The sequence below is a fragment of the Enterobacter sp. 168J2 genome, from assembly GCF_034107265.1.
Classification (GTDB): Bacteria; Pseudomonadota; Gammaproteobacteria; order Enterobacterales; family Enterobacteriaceae; genus Enterobacter; species Enterobacter nematophilus.
In genome coordinates this window covers 487,289-502,466 of the sequence record NZ_JAWNEB010000001.1, presented here as the reverse complement: position 1 = coordinate 502,466, position 15,178 = coordinate 487,289, and the positions used below count along the sequence as shown (strand labels likewise).

The following is a 15,178-nucleotide window of genomic DNA, read 5'->3' as shown; positions in this document are numbered from 1 at the left end:
TTTAAAGCCACACGTGCGACGTCTGAATGAAGAGTAACTGCTTTTATTCCCGGCGCTGAGTGAGCAGACTCACAAAATTAAACCGCTATTTCATTTTTGCTGGATTTTGTCGATCGGGAGGGGGATAAATTACAAACGATGGCCTAAAAATTTAAATCTGTTGTCCTGGAGGCAAAATGGGTGAAACGCAACTGCTGGAACGCATAACGCTCGATCGGCAGGCCATTTCTTTTAACCGCATGTACACCACCAGCGCGATTTACTACCACTGGCATCAGTGCGTTGAATTGCTCTATATTTCCAGCGGCTACGGCATCGTGGTGGTGGATAATCAGCACTACACCGCCCGTCCGGGGCGATTATTTATCTTCCCGCCCTTCCGTTTGCACAAAGTGCAGGTCGATCATAGCGATAAGAATCCCTACCACCGCACGACCATGCACATTGAGCAATCGGTCGTCGAAAGTGCACTCGGCGCCTTCCCTCGCCATCAGGCCCGGTTCGCCGCGCTGGCCGCCAGCAATCTGCCAGCACAGATTTACGATCTCAGCGAACATGCGGCGTTTATCGAGAGGATCCTTGAACAGTTTCAGCGCCTGGAGGGCTACGAACAGACCGAGGCCTGTGAGGTGGCATTTCTGGTGATGCAGCTCATGACGTTTCTGCCCGAACAGCCGCAGCCCTACCCGCCGCGCCAGCAGACCGTCGCCTCGCGGATTATGAGCTGGGTCGAAGCCCACTATGCCCGCAAGTTTTCGCTCGACCAGCTGGCCCACGACCTGGGGCTTTCGCGCAGCTATACCTCACGAATTTTCCGCCAGCAGACCGGCGGTACCATCCACGAATATTTGCTGACCCGGCGGATAAAAAGCAGCTGCGATTTGTTACGGTACAGCGATGAGCCTATTGACGCCATTGCCCTGGCCGTCGGGTTTAGTGAGGTAACCTATTACATTACCTGCTTTAAAAAGATGATGCGCCAGACGCCACTGCAGTATCGGCGCAGTATCCTCAGCGCCAGAACGTCCTGTTCGCGTATTTGAACGTCATTAACAGATCGAAAGGGGTTTTCTGCGCATAAAAAAACCCAGGTCGCATAACGACCTGGGTTTCAAATTTGGCGGAAGCGTAGAGATTCGAACTCTAGAACCCTTTCGGGTCGCCGGTTTTCAAGACCGGTGCCTTCAACCGCTCGGCCACGCTTCCAAAGTGAGGCGCACTATAAACATCTATTAGCGCCTTGTAAAGCAGGAATTTTTCGTTTTTTGCCTGCAGGCGTTTGACTGCGCAAAAAGTCACCCGGACGCTTTCCTGCCCTCGCGCCTTCCCCCCTTGTACATACCGTTACACAGCAACGCTCATCCTTTTAAATCACTGTGGTATAGAATGCCCAAAAAAATAGACGTCCATGTGTTTCGTAGTGGTAATAAATCCGGGTAACGCTGGTTTAAACGCATTACTGTCATAGGGCCTTACTGGTTGATGATGAAAATCAAAAATACGTTTTGCTTACATATCGTGATGGCCGTTTTGGCTATTTTAGTCCTGAGCTTTCACCCGCTGGTGACAAGCTTTGATCCGCCGCTTAAATTCCAGCCGCTGATCAAATCTATGGCGGGGACGACAAAAGAACAGGCGGAAAAAATAGCCACTATTTCCCATGCCTTAGAAGGGAGCGCTATTTTCTTCCTCGGCGCGTCTGAGGTTGCTACCTCAGAAGATGAGCATTACGCGGTATATAATTATTTTAATAAGCAATTGCACCAGCCCGTCGTGGCCTATGGCGATGCGTTTGTCGATGACGAAACGCAATTTTTACTTCTCTCGCGTTTTAAAAATAGCCTTAACGCAAACAGTAAAGTCGTTTTGCTGCTGGCACCCGACGCCTTTTACTCAAAAGGCCTGCCGCCCGCTATTTATGCGGATAATTTTCCGGGCTCCGTTTTTAACCCCCTGATGAAAGATCCGCAGGCGCGCCCGTTACTGGTTAATTACCTGAAGCATATTGATGCGAAAGAGATAAGCCATTTAACCTTCGGGCAAATGGGTGTCTATGGCTGGCATCCGGCGCTGATGTGGGACGAACTGAGTTTTCAGTTTGCAAACTTCTGCACCCTGATTAAAAACGACTGGCTGTCGCTGCTCTACATTACGCCACAGCCGGCGCAGCCCTGGCCTCAGCAGCCAGCCGCCCGTCTTTCCCCTGACTGGGATAAAGCGCTGGCGAATGCCCGGGAGTTGAATAAAAAACGCCATCAGAGCGCGGCCACGCTGTGGATGGACAAAACGATTTACGACGCGGACGGTACACGGCAGCAGTGGGATGACACGCCGGTGGTGCCGGGGCAGTTCGCCGCGTTCAGGAAAACCGTTCAGCTTTTGAAAGCGCATCACGTGCAGGTGATTGCGATCGTTGACCCGGTTAACCCGTGGGCGCTTTACAATACCGACACCTTCCGCCCGTTCGATAAGCAGATTCAAACCATTCTGAAAGAGAACCAGATCCCGTATTTAGATATGTACGCCATGCCGTATCAAAATGGCTGGAACTGGGATCGTCTGCACCCTACCGAACTGGCCTGGGTGCCAATGCTTCGCTTTATTGCACAGAGTTTTAAATAATGAAAATCGCGATCCGTCTTTTTTGCCTTTATTTACTGCTGGCGATCACCATCGTCGCATGGACCGCTGTCGATGACAGCATGAGTATGCAGCTGCATTTTGAATATCAAAAATTCTGAGGCGAAATGATGTACAGCTCAGGAATGTTTTTTGTCTGTTTATTTTCATCCGCGCTGGCGTTTACGCTGGTCAATCGCTTATTACGTCATCGTCTGACTTATTTATCGGCCTTATCCGTCCTTGCTGCATTAGGCTGGGGCTATATTTTTCAGGGTGATTACATTATCCCCCTGGCCGTCTTTTGCTGTTTTTATCTCTTCGCTACGCTAAAAGAAAAAGGATGGTTAAAAACCTGGCAGGCGATCGTTTTAACGCTGCTGCCCCTGTTTTTGGTGAAATTACACCTTAATCATCATCTCGGCATGCTCGGTCTCTCTTTTATGACGTTCCGCGCGGTGGACGTGCTGCTCTATCGAAGTAAAAAAGAAGGGCAGAATTTCCTGCACTATTTCTGCTATCTCTTTATGCCCTTTATTATTCTGGCCGGCCCGATGTATCGCTGGCGGACGTGGATGAGCGATGTAAATAAGCCGGCATTTGTCCTTAATCGCGAACAGTTTTTAACCGCGCTGGAGCAAATTATTACCGGCATCATCCAGAAGTTCCTGTTTGCCATGCTGATCGATTCGCTCGTCGTGCAGCCCTGGAGCCATAAGCCGTTTACCCTGACCGTGGGCGTAGTAATGTCGATTGCCTACAGCGCCTACCTCTACTTTGATTTTGCGGGCTACAGCAATATGGCCATCGGCGCGGGTCGCCTGTTTGGGCTGAATATTCCGGCAAACTTCAATATGCCGCTTCTTGCGAAGAACCCTCAGGATTTCTGGCGCCGCTTCCACATCAGCCTGTCCGAATGGCTGCGCGACGTGGTCTTTATGCCCGTCTATATGAACCTGATGAAGTTTAACTTTTTCCGCCAGAACAAAACGCTGGCGCAAAATATCGGCATTTTTTGCACCCTGTTCTGCATGGGGGCGTGGAACGGCCTGGAACGCCATTACGTCATCAGCGGCGCGCTGTTTGGCGCGATTTCCGTCGCGCACAACATGCTGCTGTGGTCAGCCAAACGCAGCCCAACGTTACACCGCGGATTGCAGTATCCGGCCGTTGCGTTTTTGGGACGAATTCTGACGCTGGGAAGCGCCGCAGGGTCCCTTTACATCTTCAGTGGAATGTCACCTCTATGAAAAAGCATACCGACCTGCAGGAACTGCAGGATTTCTTACGTGCTGCACTGCGCGATCCCGCCTCCCCGCAGCAGCTGGCCATCAGCGGCAGCGACGAAACCCTAAGCTGGCACCAGCTTTCCGCTGCCGTGACGGACTGGGCAGAGCGCTATCGACGCTGCCAGCCCGCAGACGGTACGCCAGTCGTGCTGTACGGCCATCAGCAGGCCGAGTTCGCCGTGGCGATCTATAGCTGCCTGCTGCACAACATTCCGTACATCCCGGTGGACTGCATCTACCCGCAGGAGCGGCTTCGCGAGATCTGCCACCTTGCCAGTGCCCCTTACTACTACGACGTGGCGACGCGGCAGTTCATCGCCACCGGCGAGGCGGGCAAGGTGCTGGAGGAGCAGGATCTGGCCTATATCATGTTTACCTCAGGCAGCACCGGAAAACCGAAAGGCGTGCAGATTGGGCGTGAAAGCGTCTGGCACTTCATGAAGTGGGTCAGCCGGGACTTTTCGCTGCCGGAAAAGCCGGTGCTGATGAACCACGCGGTGTTCAGCTTTGACCTCTCCCTGATCCCTCTGCTGGCGAACCTGGCGATGGGAGGCCACATCGTGCTGAATGCCAAAGAGGATATTCAGAAAGAGAACTGGCTTGAGCGACTGCAAAGCAACGCGGTCTCCGCCTGGGTTTCCACCCCCTCTTTTGCCTACCAGCAGCTGCTTTCCCCGCACTTTAACAGCGAGTATTTACCTGCACTCAGCGTCTTTATCTTCATTGGTGAAGTGTTGAATAAAGCGCTGGTTAAGCAGCTTCGCCGCCGCTTCCCGCAGGCCAAAATCATCAATTCCTATGGCCCAACGGAAGCGACCATCGCGACGACCGTGGTTGAGATCACGGATGCCATCCTTAACAGCGACAGCGCGGTGCTGCCGGTGGGGGTGATGATGCCGGAGAGCCGAATGGAAGTTTCCGCCGAGGGCGAGCTGATTATCTGGGGTAAAAACGTCATGCGCGGCTATCTCGGCCTGCCGCAGGAGAACGCGGCAAAACTGCTGCGTCGGGAACATGACGCGTTCCGCGGCTACCGGACCGGCGATCTGGGTTATGAAGACGGGCTCATCTACTGCCAGGGCCGCAACGACAGCCAGGTCAAGCTGAATGGCTACCGCATCGAGATCAACGAGATTGAAAACCGCCTGCTGGCCATGTCCGGCATCAGCGAAGCGGTGGTGATGCCGCTCATGAAACCGTGCGGCAGCGTGCTGCGCATCGCCGCGTTCTGCGTGACGGAGCTGGCGCCGGATGCGATCAAAACCTCGCTGGCAAACGTGGTGCCCCACTACATGGTGCCTTCACAAATTATCGTAAAAGACGCTTTGCCGCTGAATCCTAACGGCAAAATTGACCGCAAGCTGCTGGACGCTTACGCCCGCACACATTAATTATCCCAGGAAAAATGATGGAACACGATATTCTCGCCCTGTTTGAAAAAGTGTTATCCCGCAAGGTGGGCTTTCACGATGAGCTGATTGAATCCGACATTCTCGACTCCATTCTGGCGGTCGACATGGTGCTGGAGGTGCAGGACGTTTACGGCTGTATGATCCCGCCTACCGACGTGGCGACGGTGCTGAAAACCCCGGCAGATCTCGCCCGCTATATTGAAGAGAACCGTTAACACCCGCTCCTCTGATGGCTCCGGGGATCTCTCCGGGGCCCATCATGCGCTCTCCCCTTCTGGATACCTTTCACAGGAATGAAACCCACCGGTTTTACTATTTCTCCTACACTTTAGGGGTACTGTCGGTACGGGAAGCAAAACAAGCCAACATCATGAAGACAATAATGGTTCGCTATGCGCTCAGCCAGCGATCGTTGCGTCTTTAACAGAGGAGTCTGCGGTATGGCATTCGTAACAACGAAAGACGGCGTCAATATTTACTACAAAGACTGGGGTCCGAAAGAGGCTCAGCCCATTGTTTTCCATCACGGCTGGCCATTGAGTGCCGATGACTGGGATAACCAGATGCTCTTCTTCCTTGCGGAAGGCTATCGCGTTATCGCTATCGATCGTCGTGGTCACGGGCGTTCGGACCAGGTCAGCGAAGGGCACGATATGGATCATTATGCGGCCGACGCGTCGGCCGTGGTTGAAAGCCTGGACCTGCATAATGCCGTGCACGTCGGCCACTCTACCGGCGGTGGCCAGGTGGCCCGCTATGTTGCGAAGTACGGCCAGCCGCAGGGGCGCGTCGCCAAAGCGGTGCTCGTCAGCGCCGTTCCACCGTTGATGGTGAAAACAGAAAACAACCCTGGCGGGACACCCATTGAGGTCTTCGACGGCTTCCGTAAGGCGCTGGCCGCGAATCGCGCCCAGTTTTACCTCGACGTCGCCAGCGGTCCTTTTTACGGTTTTAACCGGGCGGGGGCCGAGGTTTCACAGGGCACCATTCAGAACTGGTGGCGTCAGGGCATGATCGGCAGCGCCAAGGCCCACTATGAGGGCATTAAGGCGTTTTCAGAAACCGATCAGACAGAGGATTTGAAAACCATTACGGTTCCCGTTCTGGTGATGCAGGGCGATGACGATCAGGTCGTGCCTTATAAGAATGCCGCCCTTCTGCAGGACAAGCTGCTGGCGAACAGCGTGCTGAAAATCTATCCGGGCTTCCCGCACGGGATGCATACCACCCACGCGGATACCATTAACGCGGATATTCTGGCCTTTATCCGTTCATAGACGTCAGGTTTTCAGATACGCGCAAAAAGAAAAAACCCCAGCTTAACGAGTAAGCTGGGGTTTATATCTGGCGGAAGCGCAGAGATTCGAACTCTGGAACCCTTTCGGGTCGCCGGTTTTCAAGACCGGTGCCTTCAACCGCTCGGCCACACTTCCTGAGTGAGGCGAACTATAAACACCTCACCGCATGCTGTAAAGAGTGGCTGCATTCGTTCGCTTTAAAATTAGCCAAAATGTGCTTAATCGGTTGAACTGACAACACATCGGCGATTTTATCAGCATAAAATCCAGCCCTCTCGCTTAGTGCTTTTTGATGTACATATCTTTTGTGAAATAGTACCCCAGCTTATCCGGCGTAAAGCCACCCACCCACGGTTTCACCAGGTGCGTACGGACGTAGTGATAAACCGGAATGGCAGGCACATCACGCCCAAGCAGATCTTCCGCCTGCTGGTAGAACTTACCCCGCTCTGCCGCCGTTTTGGCCTTTGCGGCGTTGATCAAGGCTTGATCGTAGTCCGGGTTGCTGTACTGGCTGGTGTTTTCGCTGTCGCCGGTACGGAAGTTGTTCAGGAAGGTCGCCGCGTCGTCGTAGTCGGCAATCCAGGCGTAGCGCACCGCGTCAAAGTTGTGGGTGTGCATGGTATCCAGCATGGTTTTCCACTCCTGATTTTGCAGCTTCGCGTCTACGCCGAGGTTTTTCTTCCACATCGAGCTGGCCGCAATCGCGATGCGCTGGTGCGATTCAGAGGTGTTATAGAGCAGGTTGAAGCTCAGAGGATGGCTTTCGTTATACCCGGCCTCGTTGAGCAGTTTTTTCGCCTCAGCGATGCGTTTGTCCAGCGGCCAGCTGGCGTAATCCGGGTTCTGCAGCTTGACCCCGCCGATGTCCGGCTGGCTAATCAGCCACGCCGGGCGCTGCCCCTGCCCCATTACCTTCTCAGCAATGATGTCTTTATCCAGCGCCATGTTCAGCGCCTTGCGCACGCGCGCGTCGTTGAACGGCGGTCGGGTGGTGTTGAATTCGTAGTAATAGGTCGCCAGCTGCGGGGAGACGTCCAGCTGGCTGCCCAGCGTTTTCTTCAGCTGAGCAAACTGGTTAATGGGTACCGTATACACAATGTCAATTTCGCCCGCTTTATAGCGGTTCACATCCGAGGCCTCGGAGGTGATGGGAAGATAGGTGACTTTGTTAATAACGGTATGCGCGTTATCCCAGTAGCGCGGGTTACGCTCCGCCACAATGCGTTCGTTGACCACCCACTGGGACAGCTTATACGCCCCGCTGCTGACGAAATGCTCCGGTTTGGTCCACTTTTCACCGAAACGGCCAATCAGCACTTTATCCACCGGCACCAGCGACGGATGCGCCAGCATCGCCAGAAACGCCGCGTTGGGCTGGGTGAGCGTCACTTCCAGCGTGGTGTCGTTAATTGCTTTTACGCCCAGCGTGTCGGGGGCTTTTTTCCCCTGGGCAATATCGGCCGCGTTGACGATATGCATGTTGCCAGGATAGCTGGCGTACGGTGAAACGGTTTTTGGATCGACCAGGCGCTGCCAGCTCCAGACCACATCCTCTGCGGTAATGGCCGTCCCGTCGCTCCAGGTGATGCCCGGACGTAAGTGGAACGTCCAGACGGTGTTGTCCTTGTTCTCCCATTTTTCCGCCAGCCGGGGTTGAATTTCCCCTGACGGGGAGACGCTCACCAGCCCTTCGAATAAATCGCTGATAATATTGAATTCGACATCGCTTTCGACTTTATGCGGGTCGAGCGAGGCCGGTTCGCTGCCGTTGTTTCTGACCAGTTCCTGTTTTTCGGCCAGCGCTGTTCCTGCCGGCACGTTAGCCGCCCAGGTTGCCGTGCTGGCGCACAGGATCCCGGCGGTAAGTAAAGAGAGCGTAAAGCGCGTGCGTGTTTGTGGTTTCATTTCCTTCGCCTTATTGTCTGTTTTATGACGATCCGGAGATAACTCTTAGCGCCCGAAGGAAAATAACGCAATATTTTTCAGTAACCTATAAGAGGTTGATCTGGTAAATACTTTTAAACCGCCGTTCATACTGGTTACACATGCTTTTGCAGAAGAAACAACCACCTTCAGCGCTAACGTGCTGAGTAAAGATGGGTAAAACCACTTTGAGACTGGCGCGCCGTTTCCTATTCTTTCCGTTAATTACATCTGTCATAAGAGAGTGACTCATGGATCGTATAATTACTTCCTCACGCGACCGCACATCGCTACTCAGCACCCACAAGGTGCTGCGCAATACCTATTTTATGCTCAGCCTGACGCTGGCGTTTTCGGCGATCACCGCTACCGCCAGCACCGTGCTGATGCTGCCGTCTCCGGGCCTGATCCTGACGCTGGTCGGGATGTACGGTCTGATGTTCCTGACCTACAAAACCGCTGATAAACCGGTCGGTATTCTTTCCGCGTTCGCCTTCACCGGCTTCCTGGGGTATATCCTGGGGCCGATCCTGAACGCGTACCTGTCTGCCGGGATGGGTGACGTGATTGGCATGGCGCTGGGCGGTACCGCGCTGGTGTTCTTCTGCTGCTCGGCCTACGTGCTGACCACGCGCAAGGATATGTCCTTCCTCGGCGGTATGCTGATGGCGGGTATCGTGGTGGTGCTGATTGGTATGGTGGCAAACATCTTCCTGCAGCTGCCTGCCCTGCACCTGGCGATTAGCGCGGTGTTTATCCTGCTTTCATCCGGCGCGATCCTGTATGAAACCAGCAACATCATTCACGGCGGTGAGACCAACTACATCCGCGCGACCGTGAGCCTGTATGTGTCGCTGTACAACATCTTCGTCAGCCTGCTCAGCATCCTGGGCTTCGCCAGCCGCGATTAAGCAGACTTGCTGAAACAAAAAGGAGAATGCCTCAGGCATTCTCCTTTTTTTATGCCCTAGTCACCGCGGCAAATATAGGTGGGATAGAGCCGGTCCTGTATCAGCCACACGGCGGGTTCGAGCTCGGAGATCGTGAGGTAATAGCGGGCTGTCGGCCTCGCAAAGCTTCCCCACTTTTCGTCCGGGGTATTGTCATTATGCCGACGCCAGGTTTTGGCGTAGCTCAACACGATAACGTTATCATCATCCCGTCGCGACCAGGTAAAATCCACATCCCTGTCAACGATCATGCCCCGGCCTTCCGCCATAGCAGCACCTTTGTACGTTGTTAATCCGGTACCGTCCCGATGAAAATAGAACTGGGCAACGGTATTGACCCGCACCTCATTCGCTTTTCCCTCATTGCGCGTAAAATTAAATTCCGTACTGCAGGCCAGCGCATCGCGTTTATACAGGCCGCCCGAATAGATAAACAGCGCCAGCGCGCCGCCGGCAAGCGCACCGCCCGCGGCGAACAGAAGTTTAGTTTTCATTTTGCTGCCCCGCTTTTATAGCGAATGGTTTTGCACAGGCTGGTTTTATTGACCGGGCATGCGCCAATGAACACTTCATCCGCAGCCGCAAGGTTAAAGCGGGCGCTGAAATAGTAGATATTGTACGCTTCGCGCGCGCACGCCACGTTATTCATCTCCAGCAGCGCCGCCAGTTTCGACAGCACCAGCGGCCGGCCATGATCGTTAATAAGCCAGATGCTGCAGCCCGCTATTTTCTGCGCGACGGGCTTTGGCGTCATCGGTATAGCAATCTTCTGCTGCTGGTTAAACAGCAGGCCTAACCCCAGTGCTGATGCTAACAATACCGCCGCCGCGGCGCCCCATTTCAGGGAAATACGCTGACGTTTTGCCTCTGGCGGCGCCACAGCAGAGTGCGGCTGCGGTTCAGCAGGGTGAACGGTTTGCGCAGGCTGGCAAATAACGTCGGCAACAAAACGGAATCCATACCGGGGTATCGTCACAATAAAATTATGATGTTCACCGAGGGACTGGAAGCCTTTCCGTAATTCACTGACCGCTTTGTTGAGGTTATTTCCAGACGGTGTAAAGCCATACTCCTCCCAGACGCGCGTAATTAATTCTTCCCGACTCAGATCGTGCCCTTTATGACGAATAAACTCCTGTAAAAGGCGAACGGCTGGCGCCGAGAGCGTTAATACAGACTCCGGTTGACCAACAAGACTAATTGCATGTGCTTCAGGATCAAATAACAACGAATTATTGCATATAAAAAACATATTTCACTCTCAGCTATTACCGCAGGCTTTTTTATCCCTGTGACATCGGCAAGAAAATCGCTTCCTGAGCAGGTTGTTTTTTCATCAACAGGAATTTTCTCCCCATCCTGGGTAGCGGCATTTTCTTTTAACTATACAACTTTAAGCCCATCAAAGCAGGATAAATCACTGTATATCAGCGGTTAACTAATACAAATTTTCACAACCTGCTGTTCTGGTTAAAGTTTCCCTGCCCTGAAGCGATACGAAAGCAGACGGTGTCCTGGTGTTAAAAACCGTACAAGAACTCAGAGCAGGCAGGCTGAATGTGAAACAGAAACAAAAAGTGAATATGACAACCGCGTTTTATGTCGCCGCGCTGTCGCTGTCATTTTTCTCAGAAATGACAATGGCCAATATGAGCGTCTATCCAATGGAACTTAACGTGGATAGCGCCGGTGCAGCGCAAATAAAAGTGGCATCGAAAACGGATGATATTCAGTTCATCCGGGTGAGGCAAAAGAAAATTCTTAACCCCGGAACGGCCCAGGAAAAAGAGATTGACGTTGCTTCATGGAAAGAAGGCGGCGTCGTGGTGACGCCCGATAAATTTGCCCTGGCGGCAGGCGCAATGCGCGTGGTGCGCCTTGTTTCACTGACGCCGCCGGAAAAAGAGACCACCTGGCGAGTCTATTTTGAAGGGGTGAAACAGCCGGACAGCATTATTCCCGGCCAGCCCGAAAGCACGGCAGCGACGGCAAAGCTGGGGGTCAATGTTATCTGGGGGGCGCTGGTACATCTGGCCCCCGCAACGGAGCGCGTTTCGCTGCATATCGATCCCGCACGGGGGACCGTCACCAACGCCGGCACCCTGCGCGTGCCGCTCAGGGAGATCGGTATTTGTCAGTCAGACGACGTCTGTAAATGGATTAAAGAAGACGCCACGATTTACCCGGATACCGAGCGGAAATTAAAAACGCTTAATCAGGTAAACGGCAAGAAATACAAATTCCGCTACTTCAACTGGGTGAAAAAAACCGCTGAAGAAGCTGACTTACCCGTCGTGCAATAACACGACGTCACTGTAAAAACCCTTGTGGTTTGTTTAAAGAGCCAGGGTGCTCATTTGTAAAATATGGAGATATCAATGCGTAAATTTATTAAACCTCTGATGATCGTTGCCGCGATGACCACATCTGCCAGCGCGCTGGCGATCCAGAAAGATATTACCGTCAACGCCAGCGTTGATTCACAGCTGGATATGACCCAGGCCGATAACACGCCGCTGCCAGCCAGCATCGACATGCAGTATCTGCCGGGTCGTGGCCTGGAAAGCTACCGCCTGAACACCAAGGTATGGTCCAACTCCGCTACCAGCAACGTCAAAGTACGCCTCGTTAGCGCAGCTAAGCTCACCAACACGGATGGGGATCAGATTGTACCGATGACGGTTCTTCTGGGTGATAAAACCCTCTCCACCACCGATGCCGAATTTACCGGAACCGAACTGTTCCCGGGCAGCATTGAAAACGGTTCTGCGGTTCTGCCTCTGACCATTTCCCAGACCACCAAAGGCATTCTGAAAACCGGCCAGTACAGCGGCGTTGTGAGCCTGATGCTGACTCAGGCAACCACCACGGAAGGCGGTGCGTAACACCACAGCACCTAAGGAATAACGTCAGAGGGCGCCCGCCCTCTGACGTCAGGATGATGTCGAGGCTCGTTCATGGCGTTTCACAGAAATACTCTCCTTTTTGTTGCTTTATTACCCGCATCTGTCCACCTCGCCTGCGCCGAGATGGCCGTCCCGGCCGGATTCGAGGACCTGGCAAAAACGCAGCGCATGTGGACAGAAGTGAGCTTATACGGCGAGTCGCTTGGCCTTTTCGAAACCGATATCAATCTTGAAACGGTCAGTTTTGTCGCGCCTGAAACCGTGGTCGCGGCCATCAAACGTCAGTTTAACGACGATCCTGCCCTTATCGGCTCCGTTTCCGCGGCGCTGGCCGTTCCGCTTGCCCGTAACGGCAACCTGGCCTGCAGCAGCAACGGCTCCGCGACGGGGTGTGATTATCTCGAAACCCGCCGTGCGGCCATCATCTATGACGAAAACAATGCCCGCATAAACCTGTTTTTTGATAAGCGCTTTTTGCCAAAGCCCTCGGTGGAAAACCAGTGGTATCAGCCCACGCAGGAGACCGAAAATGCGTTGATTCATCAGCAAAATATCAATTTTGTTGCCGACAGGGATTATCAGTCCGCCACCGTTCAGGGCAACGGGGCGCTGGCACTGACCCAGGACGGCTATCTTAACCTCGACTGGACCTGGCTGGGACAACGCTCGCGTCACCAGCAGCAGCAGGAAATGACCGTTAATAATGCCTGGTTCCGCCAGGATTTATGGCGTGAATATTACCTACAGATGGGCGAGATGGATACCCGCGATCTGTTCAGCAACGCCGGGGGGAATATTAACCTCAGCCAGCTGCCGCTGGGCAAAATTCGTGGCCTGCGCGCGGGCTCTACGCGAGCCTGGATCAACCCGGTTCAGCAATCGAAGGGCACGCCCATTACGGTGCTGCTTTCGCACGATGCGCGTATCGACGCGCGCCGCGGCAAGGAGCTGCTGGCCAGCTTTTACCTCAATGCCGGGGCGCAAACCCTGGATACCCGCGCGTTTCCGGATGGAAGCTATACCGTGACGCTGTCTGTTTATGAAAACAACCGACTGACGCGTACCGAGCAGGTTCCGTTTACCCGTACGGGCATTACGCCATTCGACCGCATCGAGTGGTTTATGCAGGCAGGAGAAACGGCCAATAACGATCCCAATGACGAACGCAGCCCGGTCGCGCAGGCGGGTATACGCCTGCCCGTTACCCCGACGCTGGCGCTGACCAGCGGCGCAACCGTCCTGAAAAGGCAGCATTTTCTGGAAAATGCCCTCGACTGGAGCCGCGGCTTTAACGCGGGCCCGATCGACGGGGTGTTAAGCACACGCTTTAGCTACCTCTACGGCAGCAAGGGCCAACGCGGCAATATTCAGCAAATCAGCTATAACGACGGGTTTTCGCTGAGCTTCTATCGCAACGCGTTATCCGCAGAAAATTGTGATACCCGCAGCGCAGGTTTTGACGCCGTCAACGGCTGTTATCGTAGCCTCTCGGTCATGTTCTCCGTACCTGTCGGCTCGTGGTACGCCAGCCTGGGGTATTCGGATAACCGCAACGAAGGGCGCTACGTTACGCGCCGGGAACTGCCTGACCATGACGATCGTCACGACGCCGGCCTGCCGTGGGAGCCGGTGTATGTGACCCGCTCCCGCACGCAGGCCTGGCAGGCCTGGCAGGCCGGGCTGAGTAATACCATTAGCGCGCGCGGTCTGAACATCAACAGCAGCATTAACCTGTTTATGCGCAACGACCACTCTCGCGACGGGAAAGACAAAGGTGGCTATCTGAGCGTTAGCCTCTCGATGGCGCATAACCGCCAGGGCGATGCTTCAGGCTATACCTCGCTTGGGGCAACCTGGCAGCACCAGCAGAATCAGAAAAACCAGCTGAGCTACAGCGTGGCGCATAACTGGTATGCCGACGCGCGCGGCGAGAATGAATACGGCCTGAGCGCGTCGGGGATCAACAGCGATTCGCTCAACGCCTCGGCGTATACGCGCCAGGGCGGACGTTTTGGTAACGCCAGCCTGACGGTGAGCGACGCGTGGGATCGCCAGGATCGGCGCCATACGTTAAGCAGCAGCGGCAACTACAGCTCCACTCTCGCCCTGTCGCGCTCCGGGCTGTGGCTTGGCCGCTGGAGCGACGGACGCCCGGCGTCTGCCGTTGCGGTAAACGTGGCTACGCCTGAGGACTCCCGGGATTCACGCGTCGCCGTCTCGCTGGATAACGGCGGCAGCGCGGATATCCCGGCCAACAGCCGCGCCCTTTTTGCGGTGCCGGGTTATCAGCCAACAACGCTGACGGTTAATGAGTCGCTGAACGTCTCATCAGGCACCAGCAGTGAAATCACGCAGGGTTCCGGCAGCCGGACGCTCTTTATGGTGCCGGGCAAAATGCTTCGCCGGGACGTGCAAACCACCACCCGCTACACCTGGCTCGGCCAGCTTACTGACGAACACCATTCGCCGTTCGTGGGCGGCGTGCCGCTGAACGTGAACGGCTGGAACGATCTCGGCAATGGCGGTTTCAGCGCCCAGAGCGACGCCCTGCTCCGCAACCTTTATCTGGTGCGCCAGCAGCAGTTTTATCAGTGTGAGCTGAGCGTAAAAAGCATGCGCGACGTGGTGCGTTACGTCGGGTCGATCCCGTGTCGGGAACTCACCTTCTCCGCCCTGCCGGATTCGGTCCAGCACCAGGCGCAGCTGATGCTCGCCGGACGTAACGTGCCGACGGGGCCAACGGCCATGAATGCAGAGCACCTCACCAAAGGGAAATGA

13 protein-coding genes and 2 tRNA genes are annotated in these 15,178 nt (G+C 54.5%); 10 read left to right on the top strand and 5 right to left on the bottom strand.

What is annotated here, in order from left to right:
* Nucleotides 1-176: 176 nt before the first annotated feature.
* A complete protein-coding gene (locus USG84_RS02415; protein WP_151412848.1) occupies nt 177-1,043 on the top strand; it encodes an AraC family transcriptional regulator in 867 nt (288 codons plus the stop codon).
* A gap of 75 nt (nt 1,044-1,118) precedes the next feature.
* Here USG84_RS02415 and USG84_RS02410 read toward each other — a convergent pair.
* A tRNA-Ser gene (locus USG84_RS02410) sits at nt 1,119-1,206 on the bottom strand.
* Nucleotides 1,207-1,485: 279 nt separating this feature from the next.
* Here USG84_RS02410 and USG84_RS02405 point away from each other — a divergent pair.
* From USG84_RS02405 to USG84_RS02385, 5 genes are all read left to right on the top strand, one after another.
* Nucleotides 1,486-2,622, top strand: coding sequence for a D-alanyl-lipoteichoic acid biosynthesis protein DltD (locus tag USG84_RS02405; protein ID WP_151412867.1), 1,137 nt, complete (start codon nt 1,486-1,488; stop codon nt 2,620-2,622).
* Between the two features lie 128 nt (nt 2,623-2,750).
* Nucleotides 2,751-3,869, top strand: coding sequence for an MBOAT family O-acyltransferase (locus tag USG84_RS02400; protein ID WP_151412866.1), 1,119 nt, complete (start codon nt 2,751-2,753; stop codon nt 3,867-3,869).
* A complete protein-coding gene (locus tag USG84_RS02395; RefSeq protein ID WP_151412847.1) occupies nt 3,866-5,299 on the top strand; it encodes an AMP-binding protein in 1,434 nt (477 codons plus the stop codon). The genes USG84_RS02400 and USG84_RS02395 overlap by 4 nt, the downstream gene beginning before the upstream one ends.
* 17 nt (nt 5,300-5,316) lie before the next feature.
* Nucleotides 5,317-5,535, top strand: coding sequence for an acyl carrier protein (locus USG84_RS02390; RefSeq protein WP_028012621.1), 219 nt, complete (start codon nt 5,317-5,319; stop codon nt 5,533-5,535).
* A 225-nt stretch (nt 5,536-5,760) separates the two neighbouring features.
* Nucleotides 5,761-6,597, top strand: a complete 837-nt coding sequence (locus USG84_RS02385; RefSeq protein WP_253541452.1) for an alpha/beta fold hydrolase — start codon at nt 5,761-5,763, stop codon at nt 6,595-6,597.
* Between the two features lie 68 nt (nt 6,598-6,665).
* Here the strand turns inward: USG84_RS02385 and USG84_RS02380 are convergent.
* Together USG84_RS02380 and USG84_RS02375 are read right to left on the bottom strand one after the other, a co-directional pair.
* Nucleotides 6,666-6,753 (bottom strand) — tRNA-Ser (locus USG84_RS02380).
* Nucleotides 6,754-6,897: 144 nt separating this feature from the next.
* Nucleotides 6,898-8,526 (bottom strand): ABC transporter substrate-binding protein, encoded by a 1,629-nt coding sequence (locus USG84_RS02375; RefSeq protein WP_151412846.1) that lies wholly within the window; start codon nt 8,524-8,526, stop codon nt 6,898-6,900.
* A gap of 269 nt (nt 8,527-8,795) precedes the next feature.
* On the opposite strand from USG84_RS02375, the gene yccA reads away from it, so the two are divergent.
* Nucleotides 8,796-9,455 carry an FtsH protease modulator YccA gene (gene yccA / locus USG84_RS02370; protein ID WP_013097244.1) on the top strand — a complete coding sequence of 220 codons (660 nt, stop codon included), beginning with the start codon at nt 8,796-8,798 and terminating at the stop codon, nt 9,453-9,455.
* Between the two features lie 56 nt (nt 9,456-9,511).
* Here yccA and USG84_RS02365 read toward each other — a convergent pair whose 3' ends face one another.
* Both USG84_RS02365 and USG84_RS02360 read right to left on the bottom strand, forming a co-directional pair.
* Nucleotides 9,512-9,988: a hypothetical protein gene (locus tag USG84_RS02365; protein ID WP_151412845.1), complete on the bottom strand. Its 477-nt coding sequence runs from the start codon at nt 9,986-9,988 to the stop codon at nt 9,512-9,514.
* Nucleotides 9,985-10,746, bottom strand: a complete 762-nt coding sequence (locus USG84_RS02360) for a winged helix-turn-helix domain-containing protein (RefSeq protein ID WP_151412844.1) — start codon at nt 10,744-10,746, stop codon at nt 9,985-9,987. The genes USG84_RS02365 and USG84_RS02360 overlap by 4 nt, the downstream gene beginning before the upstream one ends.
* A 331-nt stretch (nt 10,747-11,077) precedes the next feature.
* On the opposite strand from USG84_RS02360, the gene USG84_RS02355 reads away from it, so the two are divergent.
* The 3 genes from USG84_RS02355 (at nt 11,078) to USG84_RS02345 (ending at nt 15,178) form a co-directional block, all read left to right on the top strand.
* On the top strand, nt 11,078-11,797 hold the full coding sequence (locus USG84_RS02355) for a fimbrial protein (RefSeq protein ID WP_206689348.1): 720 nt from the start codon (nt 11,078-11,080) through the stop codon (nt 11,795-11,797).
* Nucleotides 11,798-11,872: 75 nt separating this feature from the next.
* The gene (locus USG84_RS02350) at nt 11,873-12,379 is read left to right on the top strand and encodes a CS1 type fimbrial major subunit (RefSeq protein WP_028012615.1); all 507 of its coding nucleotides are present in this window, start codon (nt 11,873-11,875) and stop codon (nt 12,377-12,379) included.
* A 72-nt stretch (nt 12,380-12,451) separates the two neighbouring features.
* Complete coding sequence (locus USG84_RS02345) at nt 12,452-15,178, top strand: TcfC E-set like domain-containing protein (protein ID WP_320738146.1); 2,727 nt, start codon at nt 12,452-12,454, stop codon at nt 15,176-15,178.

Bases quoted from the DNA above. Each gene is read 5' to 3' on its own strand.
- USG84_RS02415 (WP_151412848.1), top strand. From the start codon at position 177: ATGGGTGAAACGCAACTGCTGGAACGCATAACGCTCGATCGGCAGGCC.
- USG84_RS02405 (WP_151412867.1), top strand. From the start codon at position 1,486: ATGAAAATCAAAAATACGTTTTGCTTACATATCGTGATGGCCGTTTTG.
- USG84_RS02400 (WP_151412866.1), top strand. From the start codon at position 2,751: ATGTACAGCTCAGGAATGTTTTTTGTCTGTTTATTTTCATCCGCGCTG.
- USG84_RS02395 (WP_151412847.1), top strand. From the start codon at position 3,866: ATGAAAAAGCATACCGACCTGCAGGAACTGCAGGATTTCTTACGTGCT.
- USG84_RS02390 (WP_028012621.1), top strand. From the start codon at position 5,317: ATGGAACACGATATTCTCGCCCTGTTTGAAAAAGTGTTATCCCGCAAG.
- USG84_RS02385 (WP_253541452.1), top strand. From the start codon at position 5,761: ATGGCATTCGTAACAACGAAAGACGGCGTCAATATTTACTACAAAGAC.
- USG84_RS02375 (WP_151412846.1), bottom strand. From the start codon at position 8,526: ATGAAACCACAAACACGCACGCGCTTTACGCTCTCTTTACTTACCGCC.
- yccA (WP_013097244.1), top strand. From the start codon at position 8,796: ATGGATCGTATAATTACTTCCTCACGCGACCGCACATCGCTACTCAGC.
- USG84_RS02365 (WP_151412845.1), bottom strand. From the start codon at position 9,988: ATGAAAACTAAACTTCTGTTCGCCGCGGGCGGTGCGCTTGCCGGCGGC.
- USG84_RS02360 (WP_151412844.1), bottom strand. From the start codon at position 10,746: ATGTTTTTTATATGCAATAATTCGTTGTTATTTGATCCTGAAGCACAT.
- USG84_RS02355 (WP_206689348.1), top strand. From the start codon at position 11,078: ATGACAACCGCGTTTTATGTCGCCGCGCTGTCGCTGTCATTTTTCTCA.
- USG84_RS02350 (WP_028012615.1), top strand. From the start codon at position 11,873: ATGCGTAAATTTATTAAACCTCTGATGATCGTTGCCGCGATGACCACA.
- USG84_RS02345 (WP_320738146.1), top strand. From the start codon at position 12,452: ATGGCGTTTCACAGAAATACTCTCCTTTTTGTTGCTTTATTACCCGCA.